This is a genomic window from Mesorhizobium sp. P2_D5 (assembly GCF_056404355.1).
Window position 1 is genome coordinate 231,022 of record NZ_JBFUEE010000004.1, and the last position, 21,098, is coordinate 252,119.

20 protein-coding genes and 1 tRNA gene are annotated in these 21,098 nt (G+C 62.2%); 12 read left to right on the forward strand and 9 right to left on the reverse strand.

Translation table 11 applies throughout. From position 1 onward, the window contains the following. Positions 1-64 precede the first annotated feature (64 nt). Both AC1DYW_RS18815 and AC1DYW_RS18820 read left to right on the forward strand, forming a co-directional pair. Complete coding sequence (locus AC1DYW_RS18815) at positions 65-433, forward strand: nuclear transport factor 2 family protein (protein ID WP_457154193.1); 369 nt, start codon at positions 65-67, stop codon at positions 431-433. Positions 434-485: 52 nt separating this feature from the next. Beyond that, positions 486-1,295, forward strand: coding sequence for an MBL fold metallo-hydrolase (locus AC1DYW_RS18820; protein WP_457154192.1), 810 nt, complete (start codon positions 486-488; stop codon positions 1,293-1,295). 88 nt (positions 1,296-1,383) lie between these two features. On the opposite strand, the gene AC1DYW_RS18825 is transcribed toward AC1DYW_RS18820, so the two are convergent. Beyond that, positions 1,384-1,460 (reverse strand) — tRNA-Ala (locus AC1DYW_RS18825). An 81-nt stretch (positions 1,461-1,541) separates the two neighbouring features. On the opposite strand from AC1DYW_RS18825, the gene AC1DYW_RS18830 reads away from it, so the two are divergent. Then, positions 1,542-1,901 carry a YybH family protein gene (locus tag AC1DYW_RS18830; protein ID WP_457154191.1) on the forward strand — a complete coding sequence of 120 codons (360 nt, stop codon included), beginning with the start codon at positions 1,542-1,544 and terminating at the stop codon, positions 1,899-1,901. Between the two features lie 123 nt (positions 1,902-2,024). On the opposite strand, the gene AC1DYW_RS18835 is transcribed toward AC1DYW_RS18830, so the two are convergent. Continuing rightward, positions 2,025-2,327, reverse strand: coding sequence for a DUF982 domain-containing protein (locus tag AC1DYW_RS18835; protein WP_457154190.1), 303 nt, complete (start codon positions 2,325-2,327; stop codon positions 2,025-2,027). Positions 2,328-2,625: 298 nt separating this feature from the next. Between AC1DYW_RS18835 and AC1DYW_RS18840 the strand changes: the two genes are divergently transcribed. Then, on the forward strand, positions 2,626-4,083 hold the full coding sequence (locus AC1DYW_RS18840) for an NCS1 family nucleobase:cation symporter-1 (RefSeq protein ID WP_477227247.1): 1,458 nt from the start codon (positions 2,626-2,628) through the stop codon (positions 4,081-4,083). A 38-nt stretch (positions 4,084-4,121) separates the two neighbouring features. Here the strand turns inward: AC1DYW_RS18840 and AC1DYW_RS18845 are convergent, their stop codons facing one another. The 5 genes from AC1DYW_RS18845 to tpiA all read right to left on the reverse strand — a co-directional run bounded on the left by AC1DYW_RS18845 (position 4,122) and on the right by tpiA (position 9,395). Next, positions 4,122-4,661 (reverse strand): DUF1697 domain-containing protein, encoded by a 540-nt coding sequence (locus tag AC1DYW_RS18845; protein WP_477227248.1) that lies wholly within the window; start codon positions 4,659-4,661, stop codon positions 4,122-4,124. 134 nt (positions 4,662-4,795) lie between these two features. Further along, on the reverse strand, positions 4,796-6,433 hold the full coding sequence (locus AC1DYW_RS18850) for a CTP synthase (RefSeq protein WP_111546553.1): 1,638 nt from the start codon (positions 6,431-6,433) through the stop codon (positions 4,796-4,798). 240 nt (positions 6,434-6,673) lie between these two features. Further along, complete coding sequence (locus AC1DYW_RS18855) at positions 6,674-7,792, reverse strand: L,D-transpeptidase (protein ID WP_477227249.1); 1,119 nt, start codon at positions 7,790-7,792, stop codon at positions 6,674-6,676. 211 nt (positions 7,793-8,003) lie between these two features. Continuing rightward, a complete protein-coding gene (gene secG, locus AC1DYW_RS18860; RefSeq protein WP_477227250.1) occupies positions 8,004-8,480 on the reverse strand; it encodes a preprotein translocase subunit SecG in 477 nt (158 codons plus the stop codon). A gap of 147 nt (positions 8,481-8,627) precedes the next feature. Continuing rightward, the gene (gene tpiA, locus AC1DYW_RS18865; protein ID WP_477227251.1) at positions 8,628-9,395 is read right to left on the reverse strand and encodes a triose-phosphate isomerase; all 768 of its coding nucleotides are present in this window, start codon (positions 9,393-9,395) and stop codon (positions 8,628-8,630) included. A gap of 143 nt (positions 9,396-9,538) precedes the next feature. Here tpiA and AC1DYW_RS18870 point away from each other — a divergent pair, with 143 nt between their 5' ends. Genes AC1DYW_RS18870 through AC1DYW_RS18890 form a run of 5 tightly spaced genes read left to right on the forward strand, consistent with a single transcriptional unit; the run spans position 9,539 to position 14,944 of the window. Further along, on the forward strand, positions 9,539-11,431 hold the full coding sequence (locus AC1DYW_RS18870; RefSeq protein WP_477227252.1) for a SurA N-terminal domain-containing protein: 1,893 nt from the start codon (positions 9,539-9,541) through the stop codon (positions 11,429-11,431). Then, the gene (gene trpD / locus AC1DYW_RS18875; protein ID WP_477227253.1) at positions 11,428-12,438 is read left to right on the forward strand and encodes an anthranilate phosphoribosyltransferase; all 1,011 of its coding nucleotides are present in this window, start codon (positions 11,428-11,430) and stop codon (positions 12,436-12,438) included. The genes AC1DYW_RS18870 and trpD overlap by 4 nt, the downstream gene beginning before the upstream one ends. A gap of 3 nt (positions 12,439-12,441) precedes the next feature. Beyond that, positions 12,442-13,254, forward strand: a complete 813-nt coding sequence (gene trpC, locus AC1DYW_RS18880; RefSeq protein ID WP_477227254.1) for an indole-3-glycerol phosphate synthase TrpC — start codon at positions 12,442-12,444, stop codon at positions 13,252-13,254. Positions 13,255-13,256: 2 nt separating this feature from the next. After that, the gene (gene moaC / locus AC1DYW_RS18885; protein WP_477227255.1) at positions 13,257-13,739 is read left to right on the forward strand and encodes a cyclic pyranopterin monophosphate synthase MoaC; all 483 of its coding nucleotides are present in this window, start codon (positions 13,257-13,259) and stop codon (positions 13,737-13,739) included. Further along, positions 13,739-14,944, forward strand: coding sequence for a molybdopterin molybdotransferase MoeA (locus AC1DYW_RS18890; RefSeq protein WP_477227256.1), 1,206 nt, complete (start codon positions 13,739-13,741; stop codon positions 14,942-14,944). Before moaC ends, AC1DYW_RS18890 begins: the two co-directional genes overlap by 1 nt. Positions 14,945-14,992: 48 nt before the next feature. Here the strand turns inward: AC1DYW_RS18890 and AC1DYW_RS18895 are convergent, their stop codons facing one another. Further along, positions 14,993-15,823 carry an alpha/beta hydrolase gene (locus AC1DYW_RS18895; RefSeq protein WP_477227257.1) on the reverse strand — a complete coding sequence of 277 codons (831 nt, stop codon included), beginning with the start codon at positions 15,821-15,823 and terminating at the stop codon, positions 14,993-14,995. 312 nt (positions 15,824-16,135) lie between these two features. Between AC1DYW_RS18895 and AC1DYW_RS18900 the strand changes: the two genes are divergently transcribed. Both AC1DYW_RS18900 and kynA read left to right on the forward strand, forming a co-directional pair. After that, positions 16,136-17,761 (forward strand): AMP-binding protein, encoded by a 1,626-nt coding sequence (locus AC1DYW_RS18900; RefSeq protein ID WP_477227258.1) that lies wholly within the window; start codon positions 16,136-16,138, stop codon positions 17,759-17,761. Continuing rightward, positions 17,758-18,594, forward strand: a complete 837-nt coding sequence (kynA, locus tag AC1DYW_RS18905; protein WP_095081418.1) for a tryptophan 2,3-dioxygenase — start codon at positions 17,758-17,760, stop codon at positions 18,592-18,594. The genes AC1DYW_RS18900 and kynA overlap by 4 nt, the downstream gene beginning before the upstream one ends. A 4-nt stretch (positions 18,595-18,598) precedes the next feature. Here kynA and kynU read toward each other — a convergent pair whose 3' ends face one another. Next, positions 18,599-19,846, reverse strand: a complete 1,248-nt coding sequence (gene kynU, locus AC1DYW_RS18910) for a kynureninase (protein ID WP_477227259.1) — start codon at positions 19,844-19,846, stop codon at positions 18,599-18,601. 162 nt (positions 19,847-20,008) lie between these two features. Between kynU and AC1DYW_RS18915 the strand changes: the two genes are divergently transcribed. Next, a complete protein-coding gene (locus tag AC1DYW_RS18915) occupies positions 20,009-20,746 on the forward strand; it encodes a GntR family transcriptional regulator (RefSeq protein WP_477227260.1) in 738 nt (245 codons plus the stop codon). Positions 20,747-21,098 lie beyond the last annotated feature (352 nt).

The window sequence follows — 21,098 nt, forward strand, 5'->3', positions numbered from 1 at the left end:
GCCTGGTGCTCGTCGCGTGATTGCCACGTGTACGGAATGGTTGGACGTAACAACGAGGTGACCCATGGATACCGATGTTCGCGCTTTGCGCACCCTGGCACAGACCTATTTTGACGCCGCCTATGAGATGGATGCTGAGAAATTTGCATCCATATTTCATCCCTCGAGTTCAGTGACGAAGGTCGCCGACGACGGCGACGTGGGCGTAACGCCGGTTGCGATGTGGCTTGCAGTCGTCCGCAACACGAAAGCTCCAAAACAACAGGGCGTGAAGCGTGACGACGAGATCCTATCGATTGACGTCGAAAGAGACCTCGCGCTTCTGAAGGTAAGATTGCGGGTGCCGCCACGCCACTTCACGGACCTCTTGTCATGCTTGAAGGTCAACGGAACCTGGAAGATCGTTCAGAAGGTGGTGACTTCGAAAACGTGACGGCTTCAGTCCCGCAATAGAAAATTGGATCACCGCGCTTGGCAGGTTACCCGTGAAATTGCTGTCTCAAAGCCCCAACACCATGGCCTGTGCTTCGGGATCATCGAAGGTTTGGTCGCTCTCCGACGGATATGTCGACCTGCCGGCCCAATTGCTCAGAGATCCGAACGACAAGATATATATGCAGACAGCATCGCCTCAACGGGAAGAGGCGCTCGTTCGACTTTCGGTCAACTGCTTCTTGCTCGATCGCTTCGGCATCGACCGCGTTTTGATAGATTGTGGAGCGGGAGGAAGCTGGGACCCGTCCATGGGCCACCTCGAGAAGGCCATGTTCGAGGCAGGCATCGACACGTCATCCCTCACGATGGTCGCCCTCACCCATGCCCATGGCGACCACATCAACGGTCTTCTTGCGCCTGACGGGCGGCGAGCATTCAGAAACTTGAGCAAGATCGTGATTGCGGAGGACGCCGTTGAGGATTTCCTCGCCGAGCCACGACTAGCGGATTTTCGGCCACTCCTGGCCCCAATCAGTGGAGGAGACCGGCTGGACGAACATTTGCTGGCGGTGGCGATACCCGGGCATGCTCCGGGCCATATGGGCTATCTCCTCAGCACTGGCGAGGACGATATCTTATTCTGCGGCGACCTGATCCACGTTCCTGCTGCACAGTTTGCCCGTCCCGAGCTTACTTGGGCTTATGACACTGACGAGTCCATGGCGAGGGCTAGCCGGATCAAGCTGCTCCAAGACGCAGCGGGGGCACAAATTTGGCTAGCCGGCGCTCACCTAGGACGACCAGGCATCGGCAGAATAGTCAAAGAGGGGCATGGATATGCGTTTATTTCGGCCCTGTAGCCCAGTTGCAGAACGACGATGGAATGTACTGGCGAGACCATTGCATGCGCTCGCGCAACGCGTCGAGGTTCGCAGTTTCATACCGAAGTGGCGCACCCGACACGATTCGAACGTGTGGCCTCCACCTTGCGAGGGTAGCGCTTTGTCCAGCTGAGCTACGGGTGCATCCTGCTTACGCTAGTCCCGGTCCGACACGCCTAGAGCTTTTGCGATATGATTCCGACTAGATGACGTGCGGAGGTCAGCATGGACGACACAGCCGACAGAGAACCTGTCTACGATCCCCAGCAACTGGAGCCGTTGCTGGTTTCGCGGCAGCACGCGGGCGACGTCGACGGCATGACGGCTCTGTTCGAACCCGATGCGGTGATCGACCGTGGCGGCGGAAATTTGCTGCGCGGCAAGGAGGCCATCCACAACTACTATGCCGAAATCGTCGCGTCAGGACGGAAGTTTGCCGTGGGCGAGCAGCGGCCGGCGCTCGTTTGCGGCGACCTTGCCCTCACATCGACCCGACTTCCCGATGGCGACGTGACCAGCGAGGTTGCCCGTCGGCAACGCGACGGCACCTGGTTATGGGTGATCGACCGTTATTCCGTCACCTGAGCCACCTGAGGCAAGCGCCTGATCCGGAGGATCTTTCGACCGCTGATGTCGGGGCACATCTCAAACCAAGACCCGCGCCGTCACGGCGCGAGACCCTCGCATGACCGTCAAAACAACAGGCCCTTACCGCCGCAGCGCGTACACCTTTGCCATGCTTTCGCTGGCTGCCGGTAACGCCATGTCATCGTCGAGAAGGCGCGTGATGCGGGCAAAGCCTGTGAACGCTTTCCTTGCTTCCTCGGGCGACATCTGGCCCGACATTGCGGCCGAGCAGCAATTGAGCGCGCACTGATAGACTGGACCGCGCCGTCCTGTCGGCCATTTCCTCAAGAACACCATGGCCTCGGCAACACTATCGATTTCTTCAGCAGGATACCCCTGCCCGCGCGAAATCCGCACAGGCGAAAAGAAGTGCAGATAATCCATTATTTCCTCCCGGTTGACCGCGATGCACGCGATCGAACCCTACGAAACGTACCATCCACGATTTGGTTCCGTGTAAAGAAGCGGAATCATAAAAAAATCGCCATATGCCGAATTTCGAATCATTCGACCGGCAAACGCGAAACGGCCCACCATTGCGCCCCGTCGATAATCGCAGTTCTCATTGAATATCTTTAAGGCCAAAGCCGGCAAATAGGTTGCTTGTCCGTTCCCCGACGTCAGGCTTACCCTGCGAGCGGCCAACGCGTGAGGGCGCGTGCTGCAAAAGGGGAACATTGCAATGACAATACAGGGTGCTTCACCTGACCTGTACAACGAGGATCTGGCTCCGGCCAAAATTCGAAACTGGGGACCATTCTCGATCTTCAACGTCTGGACGTCGGACGTTCACAGCCTCTGGGGCTACTACCTGGCTGCCAGCCTGTTCCTGTTCTGTGGCGGCTTCGTCAACTTCATAATCGCCATCGGCATCGGTTCGCTGATCATCTACGCGCTGATGAACATGGTCGGTTATGCCGGCGTGAAGACTGGCGTGCCCTATCCAGTGCTCGCCCGCGCCTCATTCGGCATCTGGGGCGCCAACATACCGGCGCTGGTGCGCGCCATCGTCGCCTGCTTCTGGTACGGCGCGCAGACGTCGGCAGCCTCCGGCGCCATCGTGGCACTCTTGATCCGCTCGCAATGGTTCGCCGATCTCAACGCCAACTCGCATTTCCTCGGTCATTCCGGCCTGCAAGTGATCTGCTTCGTCGTTATCTGGGCGCTGCAGCTTCTGATCATCCAGCGCGGCATGGAGACGGTGCGCCGCTTCCAGGATTGGGCGGGTCCGGCGGTCTGGGTGATGATGCTGATCCTGGCGATTTACCTATGCGTCAAATCCGGAACCTTCGCCTTCACCAGCGACATCCCGATGGACGTGCTGTTGGAGAAGACCAAGGATGCGGGCGTGCCAGGCACGCCGGGCTCGTGGACCGCGCTGTTTGCGGTGGCCGCGATCTGGGTGACCTATTTTTCGGCGCTCTATCTCAACTTCTGCGATTTCGCCCGCTATGCGCCCGATCAGGCGTCGCTGCGCAAGGGCAACATCTGGGGCCTGCCGGTCAACCTCATCCTGTTCTCACTGGTCGCCGGCGTCACCACTATTGCCGCCTACGACGTCTATCACGAAGTGCTGCTGCACCCCGACCAGATCTCGGCGAAATTCGACAGCTGGTACCTGGCAGCCCTTGCGGCCCTGACCTTCGCCGTGGCGACGCTTGGCATCAACGTCGTCGCCAACTTCGTGTCGCCGGCCTTCGACTTCTCAAACGTCTTTCCCAGGCAGATCGACTTCAAGAAGGGCGGCTATATCGCGGCGTTGATCGCGCTGGTGCTCTACCCCTTCGCGCCGTGGGAAGGCAGTGCCGCCTCCTTCGTCAACATCATCGGCGCGACGATGGGACCGATCTTCGGGGTGATGATGGTCGACTACTATCTGATCCGCAAAGGTGAGGTCGACGTCGAAGCACTCTATCGCGAGGACGGCGAGTTCCGCTTCCAGGGCGGCTGGCACGTCAATGCCTTCATCGCCGCCGGCATCGGCGCCATCTTCTCGTCGATCCTGCCCAACTTCACCAACTGGCTGCCGTCCTGGTGGGGTGTCTATGGCTGGTTCTTCGGCGTTGGCATCGCCGGCACCATCTACTACGTACTGCGCACGGCGGCTTTGGGCGCTGGCGCCAAGACCGCGAAGGCCTGACAGGCATCGTCCGGGGCGGTGCAAAGCCGCCCCGGATCCTATGCGCCGACCATCCCGGCCAGTTTGCGCACCGTGTTCCAGTTGCGCGACGTGCCGATACCCAGACGTTTGTGGCTCGTTGCCGCCAGAAGCCGCGAACTGGGCCTCTCACGCGAAAAGACAACCCAGATATCGCCGCCGACCGACAGCACCTTCTCGTCCGCGGCGGCATAGGCCTGGAGGGCCGCTACAGCATCGACTGGCGCTGGTTTGCGCATCACGCGCACCGCCACCTGGTCGCCGGCTTCGGCCGACTCGCCAGGGAACGGATTGCCGGCGGCAAGCGTCCGCCAGTCCTCGGCACTGCGCACGATGATATCGACATGCCGGCCGAAGGTTTTTTCGAAGGCTGCTTCCAGCCGTTGCTCCAGATCAGCGACGGCCGTTGCCGGCGTCTCGAAGACCAGGTTGCCGGTCGCAACCAAGGTGCGAGCATTCTTCAGGCAGAGCTCTTCCGCCATCGCCTTCAGGTCGGCCATGACGAGCCGCCGTCCCTCGCCCAGGATGATGCTGTAGAGGAGCGCGACGTAAGTCTGCATCGCTAGAGCCGGATGATTTCAGGTCGAATCGACCTGAAATTTGAATCCGCATCTAAATCAAGGAGGTAGTGCATGATGTCGTCCGAAAACCGCTTCACACTTTCCGGCACCATGCTCTAGCCAGCCAGTAATCGTTACACCAGCCGGCTCTGTTCCACTGCCGCCTCGATGAAGCTGGCGAACAGCGGATGCGGGTCGAGCGGCCGGCTTTTCAGTTCCGGATGATACTGAACGCCGATGAACCAGGGATGGTCGGGGTATTCGACCGTCTCCGGCAACACGCCATCGGGTGACATGCCGGCAAACACCAGGCCGCAATCCTCGAGCCGCTCCTTGTAATCGACATTGACCTCGTAGCGGTGGCGATGGCGCTCGGAAATCTGCGTATCGCCATAGATCTCGGCGATCTTGGAACCCTTTGCGAGATCGGCCTGATAGGCGCCGAGCCGCATCGTGCCGCCGAGATCACCGGTTTCCCGGCGCTTCTCCAGCATGTTGCCTTTCAGCCATTCGGTCATCAGGCCGACCACCGGTTCGTCAGTTGGGCCGAATTCGGTCGATGAGGCATGCTCGACGCCGGCCAGCGACCGCGCGGCCTCGATACAGGCCATCTGCATGCCGAAGCAGATGCCGAAATACGGCACCTTGCGTTCACGCGCGAACTTCGCCGCCAGGATCTTGCCTTCGGAGCCACGCTCGCCGAAGCCGCCGGGAACCAGGATGCCATGCACCTTTTCCAGCCAGGGCGTCGGATCTTCCTTTTCGAAGATCTCCGATTCGATCCAGTCGAGCTTGACCTTGACGTGGTTTGCCAGGCCGCCATGCGAAAGCGCCTCGATCAACGATTTGTAGGCATCCTTGAGGCCGGTGTATTTGCCGACCACGGCGATGGTAACCTCGCCTTCCGGATTGTGGATGCGGTTCGACACCGCCTGCCAGGGTTCCATCCGCGGCTTCGGCGCCGGATCGATACCGAACGCGGCGAGCACTTCCGAATCAAGCCCTTCCTTGTGATAGGCCATCGGCACGTCGTAGATATGCGGCACGTCGAGCGCCTGGATCACAGCACTTTCGCGCACATTGCAGAACAGCGATAGTTTTCTGCGCTCTTCCTTCGGAATGGCGCGGTCGGCGCGAACCAGCAGAATGTCGGGCGCGATGCCGATGCCGCGCAGTTCCTTGACCGAATGCTGGGTCGGTTTGGTTTTCAGCTCACCCGCCGTCGGAATGTAGGGCATCAGCGTCAGATGCACATAGACGGCGTTGTTGCGCGGCAGGTCGTTGCCAAGCTGACGGATCGCCTCGAGGAACGGCATCGCCTCGATATCGCCGACCGTGCCGCCGATCTCGCACAGCACGAAATCATAGTCATCGTTGCCGTTGAGGACGAAATTCTTGATCTCGTCGGTAACGTGCGGAATGACCTGCACGGTGGCACCGAGATAGTCGCCACGCCGCTCGCGCTCGATGATGTTCTTGTAGATGCGGCCGGTTGTGATGTTGTCCTGCTGGTTGGCCGAGCGGCCGGTGAACCGCTCATAGTGGCCAAGATCGAGATCGGTCTCCGCACCGTCATCGGTGACGAAAACCTCGCCATGCTGGTACGGCGACATCGTGCCTGGATCGACATTGAGGTAGGGGTCGAGTTTTTTGATGCGTGCGCGATAGCCTCGCGCCTGCAAGAGAGCCCCAAGGGCCGCTGCGGCAATGCCTTTTCCAAGTGAGGAAACCACGCCGCCTGTGATGAATACATATCGCGCCATGGGAGTCATCGCTTAACGCGGCCGGATTGATTCCGCCAGAGAAAAAACCGCCGCGAAGGCTTTTTCCCAAGAAGGCGCGATACCCTATGCATGTCGCCCAAAGCGCGAAGCAGTTTTTGGGACAACGACATGCACAAAACAAAGAACTAAAACGCGTCGATTGAATCCGTTTCAACGCAACGCGCTTAGGGGTAAGTCAAAACAAAAGGGCCGGCAAAGGCCGGCCCTTCGGCATGATGGATGCAGGCGTCAGATGATGACGACCTTGGTGCCTACCCTGACGCGGCTGTAAAGGTCCATGACGTGCTCGTTGATCATGCGGAAGCAGCCGTTGGAGGCGCTGGTTCCGATCGACTGCGGCGCGATGGTGCCGTGGATGCGCAGATGCGTGTCCTTCTTGCCGTCATAGAGATAGATGGCGCGGGCGCCGAGCGGGTTCTGGCCACCGCCGGGCATGCCGTCCTTGTACTGACCATAGTGCTTCGGCTCGCGCTTCTGCATGTCAAGCGTCGGGATCCAGCGCGGCCATTCCTGCTTGTCGCCGACCGCCACCGTGCCCTTGAACTGCAGGCCTTCGCGGCCGACCGCAATGGCGTAGCGGCGAGCGGTGGAAGACGATTCGACGAGGTAAAGGCGGCGGGCGCTGGTGTCGATGACGATGGTGCCGGCATCGTAGCCGGTGAATTCCACGTCCTGCGGCACAAACTCCGGCTTCACCTTGAACTGCTTCTTGGCGTCCTTCTTGGCGAGAGCCTGGTCCAGCGCACGTGTCTCGGGGAGATATGAGATCGAAGACGAGGAGCTGCCGCCGAAGAGGCCGGCGAACAGGCCACCGCTCGACTGCTTCTTGCCGATGACTTCGCTGCGCAGCTCGCCATTGTTTCCGGTCAAAGCGACATTCATCGCTTCGGCAGGGAGTGGCTCAGCCGACTGGATCGGTTCGATCGGCGCAATCGGCTCGATGATATTGACGGTCTTCTTGGAAGGCTTGGCGTCGGCCACTTCGGTTGTCGAAGCGGTCTTGCCCCTTTTGGCGAGGAACGCCTGCCGTTCCGCCTCGGCCTTGGCCTTGGCCGCTTCGCGCATTGCCAGCTTCCTGGCTTCGAGTGCCTTGGCCTTGGCTGCTTCCTTGTCGGCAACGATCTTGGCCTCGATCTTCTTGATCTGGGCGAGATCGTCCGGTGTCGGGCTTTTCTTCTTCTTGAGAAGCTTCAATTGCGCCGCATCACTCTTGACGGCGACGTTGATGGCACTGGTTGTTTCAGCCGATTGATTTGCGGCCATATTGGCCGGCATGCCGGCGAAAGCCGGGGAACTCATGCCGAGTACGGCGCAGAGTCCCATGAAAATGAAGCTGCGAAGCTGCATGGCGAAGATCCGATCGTTCTATGCTTGTTGCCCACGGCGTCGCTCAGCGCCCCCCAAGGGCGCCGGAAATGCCGCGCGCAATCTATAGTCGAATAAGCGCGGACGCCTCAAGGGTAACGCCACATTGCAGGCACTCGATTCTTCGTGATGGTGCTGCATTTGCCGCGACTGTGTTCAAACGACAACAGATCGCGGCTTCAGGCGCTGGAGACTACTGGTTCGGGACCTGCGGGGTCGCTGGTGCAGCGGGCGTGGTGCCGTTGGTCGCCGGCTGAGTCGAGCCGGCGGCAGGCGCCGTGGCCGGGGCAGTTGCAGGAGGCGTTGCCGCGGCATCGTTGCCGGACGGCGGCTTCGGTGCGGTGTTGCCGGCGGGCGTCGGAGTGGTCGTGCCGGGCAATTGGTTGAGCACACCCTTGCCGGCGCCGTCAGATGTCGCGGGCACGCGGTCGAGGATGTCGATCGGCTTCTCGCCGTAGCGGGCTACGATCGACAGTGTCAGCGACGTGGCGAAAAAAGCGGCCGCCAGGATCGCCGTCGCACGCGTTAGCGCGTTGGCCGCACCGCGCGCGGTCATGAAGCCGGATCCGCCGCCGATGCCAAGGCCGCCGCCTTCGGAGCGCTGCAGCAGCACCACGCCGACAAGGGCGAGCACGACCATGAGATGGATGACGATCAGTACGGTTTCCATAGTTTATCCTGGCAAGGCCTTGCCCGGTCGCGGACCGACCGGTGAATTGGAGGCGGCTCAATACAATGCTTTGATGGCATTTCCAAGCCCGTGGCCGGAATATGGGAAGCAACGCTCCCTTTGCAACGATTTCCGGCGCCGTCAACCCTAGGCGATGCTGCGATAAGCCTCGGCGATGGCAAGGAAGTCCGCCGCTTTCAGGCTGGCGCCACCGACCAGCGCGCCGTCGACATTCCTGACGCCGAGCAGTTCGATCGCGTTGGAGGGCTTGACCGAGCCGCCATAAAGAATGCGCATCTTGGCTGCAACGCCGTCGAGTTTTTCCGACAGCTTTTCGCGGATATGTGCATGTGCTTCGGCCACATCGGTCGCGGTCGGCGTCAGGCCGGTGCCGATCGCCCACACCGGCTCATAGGCAATGATGGTGTTGGACGGGGTGGCGCTTGGCGGCACCGAGCCGGCGACCTGCCGCGACAGCACATCGAGCGTGGCGCCCGCTTCACGCTGCTGCTGCGTCTCGCCAATGCAAATGATGGCCACAAGCCCGGCACGCCAGGCGGCTGAAGCCTTGGCCTGGACCGTCGCGTCATCCTCACCGCGTTGCTCGCGGCACTCGGAATGGCCGACAATAACATGGCTCGCGCCGGCATCCTTCAGCATTTCCGCCGAGATGCAGCCGGTGTAGGCGCCGCTTTCCTTGGTGTGGCAATCCTCGCCGCCGGCGTGGACCGGCGTGCGTGACAGAATCTCGGCTGCGTGGGCAAGCAGGGTTGCGGGAACGCAAACCAGCGCTTCAGTCTCCGCATCGAGCCCACTCATGAAACCGTTGCCGATCATCCTGAGCTCGTTGAGCGAGGCACTGGTGCCGTTCATTTTCCAGTTGCCGGCGACGAGCGGGCGAATTCCTGGCGTCATGGGTTGCTTCTCCGGGCGATATCAGGCTCTGGCTCTCACTACCAAAATCAGGCCACAAAGCAATCGACAGTGGACCGGAAGGGCGCTATTGCGCTTGTTTCAGACTCGGCGCATGCGAAAATGCGCATAAATCGGAAGTAACGATGCTTGGTGTATTGAGAAGCGCGGCGGGTACCTGGGTCGCGAAGGGTCTACTAGTGTTGCTGGTGCTCAGCTTTTTGGTCTGGGGCATTTCCGGACGGCTGATGGGCGGTTTCGCCGGCCACGATTCGGTTATTTTCGCCGGCGGCACCAAGGTGTCGATCAACGAATACCGTCTCGCCTATGACCGCCAGCTCGCCGTCATGTCGCAGCAATTCGGCCAGCGCCTCACCCACGAACAGGCAAAGGCGCTCGGCATCGACAACCAGGTGCTGGCGCAGCTCGTCTCGGGAGCCGTTCTCGACGAACAGGCCCGCAAGCTGGGCCTCGGCCTCTCCAAGGACCGGCTGGCCGAGCTGACACGCGAAGATCCGGCCTTCAAGGGTCCTGGCGGCCAGTTCGACAGGCGAACCTTCGAATACATGTTGCAGCAGATCGGCATGCGGCCTGCGGATTATCTGAAGAACCGTGCCCAGGTGGCGGTGCGCCAGCAGATCGTCGAGGCGGTCTCGGATGGCCTCAAGGCGCCGGATACTTTCTTCAAGGCGGTCGCGCTCTATCGCGGCGAAGACCGCACCATCGACTATTTGACGCTGCCCAAGGCGCTGGTCGAGCCGATCGGGGCGCCGTCCGACAGCGTGCTCTCGGCCTATTTCGACGCCAACAAGAAGACGTACGCGGCACCGGAATACCGCAAATTCTCCTATGTCCGCCTCGAACCGGTCGACATCATGGATACGACCGCCGTCACCGACCAACAGGTCAGCGACGACTACAACAAGAACAAGGCGCGCTACACGACGCCGGAGCTGCGCACCATCGAGCAGCTTGTGTTCAAGACGCCTGACGCGGCCAAGGCCGCGCTCGATTCGCTCAAGGCCGGCGCCACCTTCGACAAGCTTGTCACGGCGGAAGGCAAGACCCCGGCCGATACGTTGCTCGGCACGCTGGCCAAGGACAAGATCGCCGACAAGGCGGTCGCCGACGCGGCCTTCGCACTCAATGCGAATGAAGTCAGCCAGGTCGTGCAGGGCGCCTTCGGTCCGGTGCTGCTGCGCGTCACCGAAATCAAGCCCCAGGTGGTGAAGCCACTGGCCGAAGTGTCCGACCAGATCCGCAAGGATCTGGCGCTTGGCGAGGCAAGTCGCATCCTCCTGGACGTGCGTGACAATTACGAAGACACCCGGGCCGCTGGCGGCTCGCTGGCCGACGCCGCCACCAAGTTGAAGCTGAAGATCGTCACCATCGATGCCATCGATCGCAGTGGCCTGAGACCTGACGCAAGCATCGTCAAGGACCTGCCGCAATCGCCGGAATTGATCAAGGCTGTTTTCGACGCTGAACCCAACACGGAAAACGACGCTTTGACCACGGCGGACAACGGTTTCGTTTTCTACGAAGTCGCTTCCATCACACCGGCTCGCGACCGCACATTGGACGAGGCTCGCCAGAAAGTCGTCGCCGACTGGACCGCCGCCGAAACAACCAAGCGGCTCACCGCCAAGGCAGACGAGCTCGAAAAACGGCTCAAAGCCGGCGCTACGCTCGACGTCATCGCCGGCGAACTGAAGCTGGAAAAGCAGACCAAACGCGGTGTCAAGCGCGAAGCCGATGATGTCGACTTCGGCAAGGAGGGCGCGGCGGCGATGTTCGGCGTTGGCGAAGGCGGCACCGGGCTGATCCCCTCGCCCACCGGCGACGGACAGATCCTGTACAAGGTCGCCGAAGTGTTCGAGCCCGCCGGAGCTGACGCCAGCTCCGTGCCGGAAGACGCACAGAAATCCTTCACCTCCGGCATGTCTGACGATCTGCTCGACCAGTTGGTGGCGCAGTTGCAGACGCAATTCGACGTTCGCATCGACCAGGCCGCCGTCGCTCAAGCCTCGACAAGATGAGCGCGCTGAAAACCCATATCGCCAAGGTCGCGACCGGAAGCGCGCTTTCCTTCGAGGAAGCGCGCGAGGCCTTCGACATCATCATGTCAGGCGACGCAACGCCCGGCCAGATCGGTGGCTTCCTGATGGCGCTGCGCGTGCGCGGCGAGACAGTGAGCGAGATTTCCGGCGCCGTCGCCACCATGCGCGCCAAGATGCTGCGCGTCGAGGCGCCCGCCGGCGCCATCGATATCGTCGGCACCGGCGGTGACAATTCCCACAGCGTGAACATCTCGACGGGATCGGCGTTTGTTATCGCCGGGAGCGGCGTGCCGGTTGCCAAGCACGGCAATCGCGGGCTGTCGTCGCTGACAGGGGCCGCCGACGTGCTGGTCGCGCTCGGGGTCAAGATCGATATCTCGCCCGAATTCATCGGCCGCTGCATCCACGAGGCGGGCGTCGGCTTCATGTTTGCGCCCGCACACCATCCGGCGATGAAGCATGTCGGCCCGACCCGCGTCGAACTCGGAACCCGCACCATCTTCAACCTGCTTGGGCCCCTCTCCAACCCGGCTGGCGTCAAGCGGCAGATGGTCGGTGTGTTCCTGCCGGAATGGATTCTGCCGGTGGCCGAGACGCTGAAAGCGCTGGGTGCCGAGCATGCCTGGGTTGCCCATGGCGATGGCTATGACGAGATCACCACCACCGGCGAGACCCATGTTGCCGAGCTGATCGGCGGCGAGATCCGCAGCTTTACGCTGACCCCGGAAGCGGTTGGACTGGCGCGCCACAACAAGGACGAATTGCGTGGCGGCGACGCAGCCTACAACGCCGACGCACTGCGCAATATGCTGAGCGGCGCTGCCGGCGCCTATCGCGACACCGTGCTGATGAATGCCGGCGCCGGGCTTGTGGTTGCCGGCAAGGCGACGACACTTGGCGACGGCATCGCGCTCGCCGCGCAAGCCATCGACAGTGGCCGCGCGCTGCAGGTGCTTGACCGGCTGATCGAGATTTCGAACGGGTAGAGCGTGTCTGACATTCTTCGCAAGATCGAGGCCTACAAGCGCGACGAGATCGCGGCGGCAAAGGCACGCGTGCCGCTGGCTGAGATCAAGGCGCGGGCCAAAGATGCCGAGGCGCCACGCGGCTTTCTTGCTGCGCTCGAGACCAAGCGCAAATCCGGCGCCTTCGCGCTGATCGCCGAGATCAAGAAGGCAAGCCCCTCCAAGGGCCTGATCCGCGCCGATTTTGACCCGCCGGCATTGGCGCAGGCCTATGCGAAAGGCGGCGCCGCCTGTCTTTCGGTGCTGACCGACGCGCCGTCATTCCAGGGCGCGCCTGAATTTCTCACCAGGGCGCGAGCCGCCGTCGCCCTGCCCGCTTTGCGCAAGGATTTTCTGTTCGACCCATACCAGGTCTACGAAGCCCGCGCCTGGGGCGCGGACGCCATCCTGATCATCATGGCCAGCGTCGACGATGCTTTGGCCCGCGACCTCGAGTCGACGGCGTTAGAACTCGGCATGGATGCGCTGATCGAAGTGCACGACGAAGCCGAGACGCAGCGCGCGCTAAAACTGTCGTCGCGGCTGATCGGCATCAACAACCGCAATCTCAGGACATTCGAGACCAGTCTCGAAACCTCCGAGCGGCTGGCGTCGATGGTACCGGCCGACCGCCTGCTGGTCAGCGAAAGCGGCATTTTCTCGCATGACGATTGCCTCAGAATGCAAAAGAGCGGCATAGGCACCTTCCTTGTCGGCGAAAGCCTGATGCGGCAACAGGACGTCACCACGGCGACGCGCCTGCTTCTGACGGGCAAGGCGCCGGCCGAGGCCGTCTGACGATGGCGGCCGCCCTCACCCATCTCGGCGCGCAGGGCGAGGCCAACATGGTCGATGTCGGCGACAAGGCAGAGACGACGCGTACCGCAATCGCCGAGGGTTTTGTCGCGATGCAGCCCGAGACGCTGACCATGATTCTCGAAGGCAACGCCAAGAAGGGCGATGTGCTTGGCACTGCGCGCATCGCCGGCATCATGGCGGCGAAGAAAGCGCATGAATTGATCCCGCTCTGCCACCCGCTGCTCCTGACGAAGGTTTCCGTCGACATCGAGCCCGACCATGCTTTGCCCGGCCTGAAGGTCACCGCGCTGGCGCGTGTCACCGGCAAGACGGGCGTCGAGATGGAAGCGTTGACCGCCGCTTCGGTTGCCTGCCTCACCATCTACGACATGGCCAAGGCGGTGGACCGCGCCATGGTCATCTCCGGCATCCGATTGGTCGAAAAGACCGGCGGCAAGTCGGGCGACTACAAAGTGGACGCCTGATGGCGCTGGTTCCGGTCGCCGAGGCGCTCGAACGCTTGCTTGAGGGTGCAGCACCTTTGGCGGGCGAAAGCGTTCCGTTGTTCGAGGCTGTTGATCGCGTGCTGGCCGAACCGGTCGCAGCGCTGCGCACCCAGCCGCCATTCAACGCTTCCGCCATGGACGGCTACGCGGCGCGTGCCGTTGACGTGGCATCGGTGCCGTCGAGACTTTCCGTGATCGGCATGGCACCTGCCGGGCGCGGCTTTGACGGCACGGTCGGCAAGGCACAGGCTGTGCGTATCTTCACCGGTGCGCCGCTGCCCGAAGGCGCCGACACCATCGTTATCCAGGAGAATGTCCGCGACCTCGGTGGTGGTGACGTCGAAGTCATCGAACGGACGGCGGAGTGGCGCAACATCCGCCGCGTCGGCCTCGACTTCTCGAAAGGCGACGTCCTGCTGGAAAAAGGCCGCGTGCTCGATCCGGCGGCATTGTCGCTGGCGGCGTCGGCCAACCATCCACGGGTCAACGTGGTGAAACGGCCGCTGGTCGCCATCATCGCCACCGGCGACGAATTGTTGCCGCCCGGCAGCGAACTCGGGCAGGACCAGATCATCTCGTCCAATGCCTATGGTGTCGCCGCGGCGGCGCAGTCGGTCGGCGCTCGTGCGCTCGATCTCGGGATTGCCGCCGACCGCAAGGAGGCCATCGCCGCGCTGGTGCGGAAAGCGGTCGCGGCCGGCGCGGACGTCATCGTCACCCTGGGCGGGGCCTCGGTCGGCGACCATGATCTGATCCACGACGTGCTGACCGGCGAAGGCATGACGCTCGGCTTCTGGAAGATCGCCATGCGCCCGGGCAAGCCGCTGATGTTCGGCCGCCTCGGCGACATCAGATGCATCGGCCTGCCCGGCAATCCGGTGGCAAGCCTGGTCTGCTCGCAGCTGTTCCTGAAGCCACTGCTGGCGCGACTTGGCGGCCGCGAACACCGCCAGGACATTCGTCCGGCGCGACTGGGCGCCGCAATGCCGGCCAATGATTTGCGCCAGGACTATGTGCGGGCGGTGGTCCGGGACGATGACGGCGGGCCGGTGGCGACGCCCTTCGGCATACAGGATTCTTCGATGCTAAGAATGCTGGCTGATGCCAACGGGCTGATCGTGCGGGCACCGTTTGCCCCCGCAGCGGACGCTGGCGAAGCCTGCCGCGTGCTGATGTTACGCTGAAGATTCGCCAAACAAGCCATTGACGACAAGTCGAAAATGGACTCGGCGCTATTCCGAGATCAAGGTCCGGGTCAGTGGATGGGCCGGATCGGCAAGGCCGTCGACGATGCTGTAATGGTGCCGGTCGGGCTCGACTACGGAAGAGGTCGTGGCATCGAGGCCGGTCCAGATATTGGCAAGCAAGGCGTTCTGGCGAAGGAACTCCGCGCGTTCACCACCACCGGCCCAACAGGTGATGCGGGCACCATCCATGGGACGCAACAGCGCCGGGCTTTCGGCCAGCGCCTCCTGCTCGTCGATTGCCAGTGTCGCGTTCATCTCGGTGCGCATGATTGGGCGCAGGTCGTGGAGGCCTGAAATCGAAACGACGTGGCGTATGCGCCGCGCCACATCGGCCGCCAGCGGCGTTGTCGCCGTCACCATGCGGCTGGCGAGATGTCCGCCGGCCGAATGGCCGGTCAACATCAGCGGCCCGTCGACCAGTCCTGCCGCCTTGCCGATCGCCTCGCCGATCTCCTGGACGATGCCGGCGATGCGGATTTCGGGGCAGAGCGTGTAGGAGGGCATCGCCACGGCAAAGCCGCTGCTGACGGCACCGTTGGCGAGATGCGACCAGAAACTCTTGTCGAACGCCATCCAGTAACCGCCATGGATGAACACCACCAATCCCTTGGGCGTCGCACTGGGTAGGAAAAGATCAAGCCGATTGCGCCGTCCGCCGCCATAGGTGATGTCGAGCCGTGCCCGGCCCTCTGACGAAAGCGCGTCACGAAACGCTTGCGCCGGCTCCACCCACGCGGTCGGCCAGCGGTCGCTGCCGGCGATGTTCGCGCTGTTGGCATAGGCATTGTCCCAATCGGCAATGCGATGTCCAGGCATCGGCATCCTCCCCCAAAACGGCATCGTTTCTGCGCTAGCAATGGCCACCGCCAGGCCATGCGTCAATGCTCCATGGCAAAAACATTTTAGGCTTGAAACAAATTTCGACTGGTGCGATCCTGCCGTCACGAACAGCCGACAATGGGAGGTCCGCTGTGCTGCCCAAACTTGGCGATGTCGGCCCTTTTGGGTCGTGTCAAGCAAGGTGCGACTGGCAACACAAAGACCTCCTCAAAAGCAGGACCTTGAGATCCACCCCAATAAGCCAGGCGCCTCGCGCACTGGCCAGGCAGCAGACAGGATAGCGGCGACATGCTTGGGCCTTCAGCGCATATCGACACGTTCACGCGCGATCACCTGCCGCCGCCGGAGCAATGTCCGGACTTCCTGCTAGACGGTTTCGACTATCCCGAACATCTCAACGCCGGCGTCGAACTCACCGACAGACTGGTCGAGAAGGGCCTGGGTGACCACACCGCGCTGATCGGCAATGGCCGCCGCCGCACCTACAAGGAACTGTCCGACTGGACGAACAGGCTGGCCCACGCGCTGGTCGAGAACTACGGCGTCAAGCCGGGCAACCGGGTGCTGATCCGCTCGGCCAACAACCCCGCCATGGTCGCCTGCTGGCTGGCCGCCACCAAGGTCGGCGCCGTGGTCGTCAACACCATGCCGATGCTGCGCGCCGGCGAGCTCGCCAAGATCGTCGACAAGGCGGAAATCACGATCGCGCTTTGCGACACCAGGCTGATGGACGAGATGACCGCTTGCGCTAAGGACAGCGCGTTCCTCAAGCAGGTCATCGGCTTCGACGGCACCGCCAACCATGATGCCGAACTTGATCGCGCCGCCCTCGACAAGTCGGTCGTTTTCAGCGCCGTCAACACTGGCCGCGACGACGTTGCGCTGCTTGGCTTCACCTCGGGCACGACAGGCGTGCCGAAGGCTACGATGCATTTCCACCGCGACCTCCTGATCATCGCCGACGCCTATGCCCGCGAAATCCTCCAGGTGACGCCGGACGATATTTTTGTCGGCTCGCCGCCGCTGGCTTTCACCTTTGGCCTTGGCGGCCTCGCCATCTTTCCGCTGCGCTTCGGGGCGGCGGCGACGCTGCTCGAACAGGCGACGCCCCCCAACATGATCAACATCATCGAGACCTACAAAGCGACCATCTCCTTCACCGCGCCGACCGCCTATCGCGCCATGCTGAAGGCCATGGACGAGGGTGCCGACCTGTCATCGCTGCGCGTCGCCGTTTCGGCTGGCGAAACCTTGCCCGCCCCGGTCTTCGAGGAGTGGACGCAAAAGACCGGCAAGCCGATCCTCGACGGCATCGGCGCCACTGAAATGCTGCACATCTTCATCTCCAACCGCTTCGACGATATGAAGCCTGCGTCTACCGGCAAGCCGGTGGGAGGCTACGAGGCTCGCWTTGTCGATGACGAGATGCACGAGGTGCCGCGCGGCGCAACCGGCAGGCTGGCGGTGCGCGGCCCGACCGGCTGCCGCTACATGGCTGACGACAGGCAGAAGGAATACGTCCGCGACGGCTGGAACCTCACCGGTGACACCTTCACCCAGGACGAAAACGGTTTCTTCCATTTCGCCGCGCGCTCCGACGACATGATCGTCAGCGCCGGCTATAATATCGCCGGCCCCGAGGTCGAGGCAGCGCTGCTGGCGCACCCGGACGTCGCCGAATGCGCTGTCATCGGCGCTGAGGATGCCGAACGCGGCCAGATCGTCGAGGCGCATGTTGTGTTGGTGCAAGGTGTGGCACCTGACGCGTTAACCATCAAGCGCCTGCAGGACCATGTCAAAGCGACGATCGCGCCCTACAAATATCCGCGATCTGTGAAGTTCATTGCTGCGTTGCCCAAGACGCAGACCGGCAAAATCCAGCGCTTCCGGCTGCGCACGGAGAAAATCAGTTGAGCGAGCCATACGATCCGGCCTCCGAAGGCGCACAGATGTCGTTCAAGGAGCGCATGTCCTACAGCGACTATCTGCACCTGGAGAAAGTCCTTGAGGCGCAGACGCCGCTGTCGTCGGCGCATGACGAGATGCTGTTCATCATCCAGCATCAGACCTCCGAGCTCTGGATGAAGCTTGCCCTGCACGAGATCGGTGCCGCGATCCGCTCGATCCGCGCCGACCGCCTCGAGCCGAGCTTCAAGATGCTGTCGCGCGTCGCCCGCATCTTCGAGCAGTTGAACAACGCCTGGGACGTGCTGCGGACGATGACACCCAGCGAATACACCGAGTTCCGCGACGCGCTCGGCCAGTCCTCGGGTTTCCAGTCCTGGCAGTATCGCGCCATCGAGTTCATGGCCGGCAACCGCAACCTCGCCATGCTCGGCCCGCACAAGCATCGGCCGGACCTCAGCGGGAAGCTTGAGGCGATCCTAGCCGAACCGTCGCTCTACGACGAAGCGCTGCTGCTCCTCGCCCGCAACGGATTCGACATCGGTGCTGACGCCAACCGTACCGACTGGCGTGAGACGCGCACCGAGAATGAAGCGGTCCTGGTCGCCTGGCAGACAGTCTACCGCGACCCGCAGCGCTACTGGATGTTCTACGAGCTGGCTGAAAAACTGGTCGACTTCGAGGATTATTTCCGCCGCTGGCGCTTCAACCACGTGACCACGGTCGAACGCATCATCGGCCTGAAGCGCGGCACCGGCGGCACGTCCGGTGCGTCCTATCTGAAGAAGATGCTCGAGGTCGTCCTGTTTCCGGAACTCTGGACAGTTCGCACCCGGCTCTAGCTTCTCAGGTCACCGCGGTTTTGACCGCGAAACGCGCATCCTGCCAGGCACCCGTGCGCAGGATGTCTTCCAGCACCTCGACCGCCTGCCAGACATCCTTGTAGCCGACATAGAGCGGCGTGAAGCCGAAGCGGATGGTCGAAGGCGCGCGGAAATCGCCGATCACCCCGCGCTCGATCAAGGCCCGCATCACCTGGTAGCCGCTGGGGTGGATGAATGACACCTGGCTGCCGCGCTCGTTGCCGTTGCGCGGGCTTTCAAGCTCGAGCCCGTACGCCCCGCATCTTGCTTCGACCAGCTGGATGAACAGATCGGTCAGCCCGATGCTCTTTTGGCGCACGGCCGCCATGTCGACGTCGTTCCAGAGGTCCAGGGCGCCCTTGAGCGCCCGCATCGACAACACCGGCTGCGTGCCGCACAGGAACCGGCGAATGCCGGTGCCTGCGGCATAGCCTTGTTCGAAGGCGAACGGCCGCGCATGCCCCCACCAGCCGCTGAGCGGCTGATAGACATCACCATGGTGCCGCTGTGCGGCATAGATGAAGGCTGGCGAACCCGGGCCGCCATTGAGGTACTTGTAGGTGCAGCCGATGGCGAAATCGGCATTGGCGCCGTCGAGTTCGACCGGCAGTGCACCGGCGGTGTGACAGAGATCCCAGACGATCAGCGCACCGGCCTGATGGGCCTTGCGCGTCAGCGCCGCCATGTCGCGCAACTGGCCGGATTTGTAGTTGACGTGGTTGACCAGGATAACGGCGACGCGCTCATCGATCAGCTCCTCGATGTCAGGCGCATCGACGCCCTCGAGCCGCAGCACCGTACCGGGCCGCGTCGAAGCTACGCCCTCGGCCATGTAGAGATCGGTCGGGAAGCTGTCGCCTTCGGCGACGATGACCGACCGATCCGGCCGCATTGCGAGCGCCGCATGCAGCACCTTGTAGATGTTGATCGACGTCGTATCGCAGACCACAGTCTGGCCAGCCGCGGCGCCGATCAGGCGTCCGAGCTGGTCGCCGAGCTCGACCGGCATGTCGAACCAGCCGGCGGCGTTCCAGGCACGGATGAGGTCCTGCGCCCATTCCTGTGTCGCGGCCTTGTTCAGTTCGTCGAAGACGGCGGGTGAAGCCGCACCAAGCGAATTGCCATCGAGGTAGATCACCCCTTGCGGCAAGACGAAACGATCGCGCATGGCGCGTAGCGGGTCCGCGGCGTCCATCGCCTCGATTGCAGCGAGATCGGGAGTTGCATTCATGGTCGACCATCCCCGCGCATGAGCGTGCTCAGATGAACATATCAGGTGAAACCGTCGGCGATCATGGGCAGTCCCTTGGGTGTTGTCAAACGTTATATATAATTTACGCAATGAAAGGATTTCATATATAATCCCCCGAGCAATCGATACGGATGGTCGGCTATGCTGGACGACGAGCACTTCTCGAAGACAGAAGCAGCATACAGGCTGCTGCGTCGCGATATCCTCACCACCCGTCTGAAGCCCGGCGCGCCGCTCAAGCTCAGCGCGTTGCGCAACAATTACGGCATCGGCTGGACACCGCTGCGCGAGGCGCTCTCGCGGTTGGAGGCCGAGCGCCTGGTGACCGCCATCAGCAATCGCGGCTTTGCCGTCGCTCCGGTCTCGCGCAACGAGTTGGAAGATCTGTCACGCGCCAGGTTGGTGGTTGAACTGCCACTGCTCCAGGAATCGATCGAGAAAGGCGGCCGTGAATGGGAGGACGCCGTCGTCGCCGCCCATTACCGGCTGTCGCGCAGCAGGACCGCGGTCGACGACCCGTCCGACGACGTGGTCGACGAATGGGATGAAAAGCACGAGGCTTTCCATGCGGCACTGCTCAGCGCGGCGGCGTCCCCCTGGCTGCTGACCTTCCACTCCACGATCGCGGATCAGTTGCGTCGCCATCACCGCTTTCTTGGCCTGGCGCCAACCTTGCGGGCGGCTGCCGGTCTCCTGTACGGCCACGAAGAGGCCATGGAGGCGTTGCGCCAGGCCGTCGCGATCGAACATCATACCGCGCTCATGGAAGCGGCGCTGGATCGCGACATCGAGCGCGCGAAAGCCCTGATGGTTGCCCACATCGGCTACACGCTGCATGTCTATGTCCATGCCGGCGACGGCAGCACAAACAAGCGGTAATGCGGCGAGGAACGATATGGGCAATTCCTCCGCCAAAGTTGGCATTTTGGCTCCCTTTCGTTCACGGGAGCCACGACCGGTGAAGTGAACCGAGCCCCCTTGTCGAGCTCCAGCATTAGCCGAGGCCAAGCCCGACACAGGGTGGGCAGCAGGCCATTAACCATAGCAATTTCAATCCAACCAAGCGCCCGGCGGTGGCAGGCAAGCGTCGATAGCGACCCACTGCCGGGGCGCCGAATAATTTCAGCCGCCTTAACAAGTTCATTAAACTTTAAACGGTTGCGGAACACAACTGGAACAGATAGTGTTTGTTCTGGGTTTGTTTTTCCGATTCTGGTTTTGGGTAACCTGG

Bases quoted from the DNA above. Each gene is read 5' to 3' on its own strand.
- AC1DYW_RS18815 (WP_457154193.1), top strand. From the start codon at position 65: ATGGATACCGATGTTCGCGCTTTGCGCACCCTGGCACAGACCTATTTT.
- AC1DYW_RS18830 (WP_457154191.1), top strand. From the start codon at position 1,542: ATGGACGACACAGCCGACAGAGAACCTGTCTACGATCCCCAGCAACTG.
- AC1DYW_RS18835 (WP_457154190.1), bottom strand. From the start codon at position 2,327: ATGGATTATCTGCACTTCTTTTCGCCTGTGCGGATTTCGCGCGGGCAG.
- AC1DYW_RS18840 (WP_477227247.1), top strand. From the start codon at position 2,626: ATGACAATACAGGGTGCTTCACCTGACCTGTACAACGAGGATCTGGCT.
- AC1DYW_RS18845 (WP_477227248.1), bottom strand. From the start codon at position 4,661: ATGCAGACTTACGTCGCGCTCCTCTACAGCATCATCCTGGGCGAGGGA.
- AC1DYW_RS18850 (WP_111546553.1), bottom strand. From the start codon at position 6,433: ATGACTCCCATGGCGCGATATGTATTCATCACAGGCGGCGTGGTTTCC.
- AC1DYW_RS18855 (WP_477227249.1), bottom strand. From the start codon at position 7,792: ATGCAGCTTCGCAGCTTCATTTTCATGGGACTCTGCGCCGTACTCGGC.
- secG (WP_477227250.1), bottom strand. From the start codon at position 8,480: ATGGAAACCGTACTGATCGTCATCCATCTCATGGTCGTGCTCGCCCTT.
- tpiA (WP_477227251.1), bottom strand. From the start codon at position 9,395: ATGACGCCAGGAATTCGCCCGCTCGTCGCCGGCAACTGGAAAATGAAC.
- AC1DYW_RS18870 (WP_477227252.1), top strand. From the start codon at position 9,539: ATGCTTGGTGTATTGAGAAGCGCGGCGGGTACCTGGGTCGCGAAGGGT.
- trpD (WP_477227253.1), top strand. From the start codon at position 11,428: ATGAGCGCGCTGAAAACCCATATCGCCAAGGTCGCGACCGGAAGCGCG.
- moaC (WP_477227255.1), top strand. From the start codon at position 13,257: ATGGCGGCCGCCCTCACCCATCTCGGCGCGCAGGGCGAGGCCAACATG.
- AC1DYW_RS18890 (WP_477227256.1), top strand. From the start codon at position 13,739: ATGGCGCTGGTTCCGGTCGCCGAGGCGCTCGAACGCTTGCTTGAGGGT.
- AC1DYW_RS18895 (WP_477227257.1), bottom strand. From the start codon at position 15,823: ATGCCTGGACATCGCATTGCCGATTGGGACAATGCCTATGCCAACAGC.
- kynU (WP_477227259.1), bottom strand. From the start codon at position 19,846: ATGAATGCAACTCCCGATCTCGCTGCAATCGAGGCGATGGACGCCGCG.
- AC1DYW_RS18915 (WP_477227260.1), top strand. From the start codon at position 20,009: ATGCTGGACGACGAGCACTTCTCGAAGACAGAAGCAGCATACAGGCTG.